This window comes from Bacillus sp. 05T31, from assembly GCF_056396725.1.
This window is the reverse complement of record NZ_JBFTMA010000458.1, coordinates 1-4,427: the sequence shown is the minus strand read 5'-3', so window position 1 is coordinate 4,427 and position 4,427 is coordinate 1. Positions and strand designations below refer to the sequence as shown.

The following is a 4,427-nucleotide window of genomic DNA, read 5'->3' as shown; positions in this document are numbered from 1 at the left end:
GATGAAATCTCCTCCAAAGAGAAAGCTGCCATCCTCATTCGTACATTAAACGAAGAGGTGGCAGCAAAAGTCATTGAATATATGACGGCTGAGGAAAAAGAAGTATTACTTCGTGAAATCGCGAAGTTTCGTGTATATAAACCAGAAACGTTAGAAAATGTATTAGGGGAGTTTTTGTATGAACTAAATGTAAAAGAATTGAATTTAGTAACTCCAGATAAAGAATACATTCGTCGTATATTTAAAAATATGCCAGAAGAAGATCTGGAAAAATTATTGGAAGACCTTTGGTACAACAAAGATAATCCATTTGAATTCTTAAATTCACTTACAGATTTAGAGCCACTGCTTACAGTGCTTAATGATGAATCGCCACAAACGATAGCGATTATTGCTTCTTATATTAAGCCGCAACTTGCTTCTCAATTAATTGAGAGATTACCAGATCATAAACGTGTAGAAACGGTAATGGGGATTGCGAAGCTTGAACAAGTAGATGGTGAATTAATTAATCAAATTGGTGAGTTATTAAAAGCAAAATTAAATAATATGGCATTTAGTGCTATTAATAAAACAGATGGATTGAAAACAATAGTGAACATTTTAAATAATGTTTCACGAGGTGTTGAAAAAACAGTCTTTCAAAAGCTGGATGAAGTCGATTATGCGTTATCTGAGAAAATTAAAGAAAATATGTTTGTCTTTGAAGACTTACTTGGTCTTGAAGATCTTGCGCTTCGCCGTGTATTAGAGGAAATTACAGATAACGGTGTTATCGCGAAAGCACTTAAAATTGCAAAAGAAGAAATTAAAGAGAAACTATTTACATGTATGTCTTCAAACCGTAGAGAGATGATTCTTGAAGAGTTAGATGGCTTGGGACCGCTTAAGATGACGGATGCTGAAAAAGCACAACAAACGATTACAGGTACGGTGAAAAAGCTGGAAAAAGAAGGAAGAATTATCGTTCAAAGAGGTGAAGATGATGTCCTTATTTAAAAACAGAATTCCGAAGAATTCTGTTTCTTTTTCTGAAGAAACGTATGAATTACAATTTCCGAAACCAGTATCAGTTCACATTGAAGAAGAGATACAAGTGGATCATGCAGAACTTCTTGCACAGCAAGATGCATTACATATTGAAATGAATCAGCTAAGGCAGCAGCAGCAAATGCTAGAACGAGAGCGTCAGCAGTTGTTGCAAGATAAAGAACAGTTTCAAATGCATATTCATGAACAAATGGAACAGATGGAAGCAGCGCGTATACAGTTTCAAAAAGAACAACAAGAAACAGCATACGAATGGACAGAGTTATTATGGAATCAATCTTTTCAGTTAGCAGAAAAAGTAGTGAATCAAGCGGTAGATTCGCGCTTATTAGACGTTTTGCCGATTTTAACAGGCATCGTGCAAACATTGCCTACTTCATTTGAAAAATTAATTATAACGGTTCATCCAGAAACATTTGAACGTATACAAGAAGAGAAAGAAAATACGAAAGAGTATTGGCTACTACAATTAGTAGAATGGAAGTATGATTTTTCTTTACAGTTTGGCGAATTTGTTCTGGAAGAAGAGAAAGAGTTTTTTGAGTTTAAATTTGCGCCTATATTTGCGAAGCTTCGTCATAAGTGGGAAGAAGAGAAGTTGTTTGAGGAGCAAAATGTATGAACAACGAGCTAATGAATGAACATAATAAATGGAATACATTTATTGAAACACCGTTTTATACGAAAGTTGGCAAAGTTCATAGTGTACAAGAGCAGTTTTTTGTAGCGAAAGGTCCGAAAGCAAAGATTGGAGATGTTTGTCTCGTTGGAGAACATAGTGTCTTATGTGAAGTAATTGCGATTGAAAAAGAAAATAATATGCTACTTCCATTTGGACAGACAGAAAAAGTATGTTACGGAGATGCAGTTACATTAATTACAGAAGATGTCGTTGTTCCCCGTGGTAATCATTTACTTGGTAAAGTGTTAAGTGCAAATGGAAAAGTGTTAAACGAAGATGCCGAGAACATTCCACTGCAAAAAATAAAATTGGATGCACCGCCGATTCATGCATTTGAGCGTGAAGAAATTACAGATGTATTTGAAACGGGAATTAAATCAATTGATTCTATGTTAACGATTGGGATCGGTCAAAAGATAGGTATTTTTGCTGGATCAGGTGTTGGTAAATCTACTTTACTTGGAATGATTGCGAAAAACGCAAAAGCTGATATTAACGTTATTAGTTTAGTAGGTGAGCGTGGCCGGGAAGTAAAAGACTTTATTCGAAAAGAGTTAGGCGAAGAAGGTATGAAAAAAAGCGTCGTTGTTGTAGCGACGTCAGATGAAAGTCATCTTATGCAACTTCGCGCTGCAAAGCTTGCAACATCAATTGCCGAATATTTCCGCGATCAAGGTAATAACGTACTACTTATGATGGATTCTGTTACACGCTTTGCTGACGCACGCCGAAGTGTTGATATTGCAGTAAAGGAATTACCAATCGGTGGTAAAACACTGTTAATGGAAAGTTATATGAAGAAGTTATTAGAGAGGTCAGGAAAAACACAAAAAGGATCCATAACAGGTATTTATACAGTACTCGTTGATGGTGACGATTTAAATGGTCCTGTACCAGATTTGGCGCGTGGTATTTTAGATGGACATATTGTATTAAAGCGTGAGCTTGCAACGCTTAGTCATTACCCTGCAATCTCTGTACTAGATTCGGTAAGTAGGATTATGGAAGAAATCGTATCGCCGAACCATTGGCAGGTTGCAAATGAAATGAGAAAAATTTTATCTATTTATAAAGAAAATGAATTGTATTTCAAATTAGGAACAATTCAAGAGAATGAAGAAAATGCCTATATTTTTGAATGTAAAAATAAAGTAGAAGGTATAAATACGTTTTTAAAACAAGGTCGAACGGATAGTTTTCATTTTGAAGATATTGTCCAAGCGATGCACCATATTGTATAAGACCTCATGCCTTGGGGTCTTATTTTTTTGTTTTTTAATATTTCACAGATTTTTTTGTAAAAAAACTATATAATAGAAAAAGGTAACGTTATAATAGGAAGGGGCTATGAAAACAGGTGAATAAACAGCAGTACGACACGATTAAATTGCAGATTAATCAAGAGAAAGAACATATCTTGAAAGAAGTGTACGAACTAACAGCTGAAAAAAGAAAAATAGAACAAAAAAAAGAATATGATCTATATGTTGTGAAATCACGCAATAAGGTTGTACAAACGGGACAACGTATTATGGCTGGTATGCTTTCTTCACATACATTTTCACCTGAAAGAATAGAAGAATGGAATCGAAAAATTAAAAAAACAGAAGGTTTTATTCAAAAAAATGAAAGCCTTTTAGAGCAAATAAAAGAAAAAGAACGTGTCATTGATGAAATGTATGAAGAAGATTGTAAGAAGCTTGCGAAAGCGATAATACAATGAGAATTGAAAATAAAAAACAGCCGAAAACGGAGAAACCGAAACGAGAAGAAGCACCAGAAGAAGAGAAGAAAGAATATATTCTCGCAAAAAAAACGGTAACGAAAGAAGAGCCGATTGTAAAGAAGGAAGAAAAGAAAGAGACAGAACAATTATTACTAGCTGTATCTGAGCAGATGGTTGCAATTGAGCAATTGCGTGTGCAGCCAGAATTGTTATATCAATACATACAAAAAATACAGGCGTTATATAAAGAATACGGAAATATTAAACTGAATGAATTGCCCGCAGCTGAATTACAGCAATTACAAGAGCTTTTTTCTAACATGAATATTAAAAATGCCATATGTTTAGAAGATACAATGCAAATGGTGCTAGACAAGGTGACGATGCCAGAGCAAACGTTGCAAGTATTAAAAGTCGTAGAAACAGAAACTTGTAATATCGCAAAGAAACAAGAGGAGTCCAAGGAAGTAGAACTCCAGAAAGCTGAAAGCGATGATGTGAAGTTAGAGTTACCAGAAGTCGATCAATTAAACGATTCAAGTTCGGCCGGAGCTGAATTATTAAATAAGGCAACGGGGACTGATCAAATAGGAAAACAAAATAGTGGAGCTGAGAAGGTTACATTACCTGACTTAGGCAAGAAAATGGAAGCACAAGTAGAGGCTCTGCAAAAGTTTGTAGTGAAACAAGAACGTGTTTTATTCCAGCTAAATCCAGAGAAACTTGGTTCATTAACTGTATTTATGAAAAAGCATGGAGATCAAATTGAAGTCCATGTAGAAATGGAAAAACACGATGCGAAAAAGCGTGTTGAAATAATTTTTGACGAATTGAAGCTGAAGTTAAAAGAAAAAGAAATTAATATTCAAATAAGTTATTCAGAAAAAGATGAACAACGTAAAGAACAGCGAGAACAAGAGCAAAGACAAAAACAAAAATTAGCAAGTACGAAGCAAGAGAAACAAGAAT

The 4,427-nt window shown here is 34.8% G+C and carries 4 protein-coding genes and 1 pseudogene; all 5 read left to right on the top strand.

The features are described 5' to 3' along the window. Positions 1–999 (top strand): flagellar motor switch protein FliG (locus AC1DJR_RS21835; RefSeq protein ID WP_477003483.1); only part of this gene is annotated, 999 nt, incomplete at its 5' end. Next, entirely contained in the window at positions 986–1,672 is a 687-nt protein-coding gene (locus AC1DJR_RS21830) for a FliH/SctL family protein (protein ID WP_033706611.1), read from the top strand. The genes AC1DJR_RS21835 and AC1DJR_RS21830, both read left to right, overlap by 14 nt. Then, a complete protein-coding gene (gene fliI, locus AC1DJR_RS21825) occupies positions 1,669–2,973 on the top strand; it encodes a flagellar protein export ATPase FliI (protein WP_002086485.1) in 1,305 nt (434 codons plus the stop codon). Before AC1DJR_RS21830 ends, fliI begins: the two co-directional genes overlap by 4 nt. A 116-nt stretch (positions 2,974–3,089) precedes the next feature. Further along, positions 3,090–3,455: a cytoplasmic protein gene (locus tag AC1DJR_RS21820; RefSeq protein ID WP_477003482.1), complete on the top strand. Its 366-nt coding sequence runs from the start codon at positions 3,090–3,092 to the stop codon at positions 3,453–3,455. Further along, a pseudogene (locus AC1DJR_RS21815) lies at positions 3,443–4,427 on the top strand (flagellar hook-length control protein FliK); the annotation flags it as partial. The gene AC1DJR_RS21820 and the pseudogene AC1DJR_RS21815, both read left to right, overlap by 13 nt.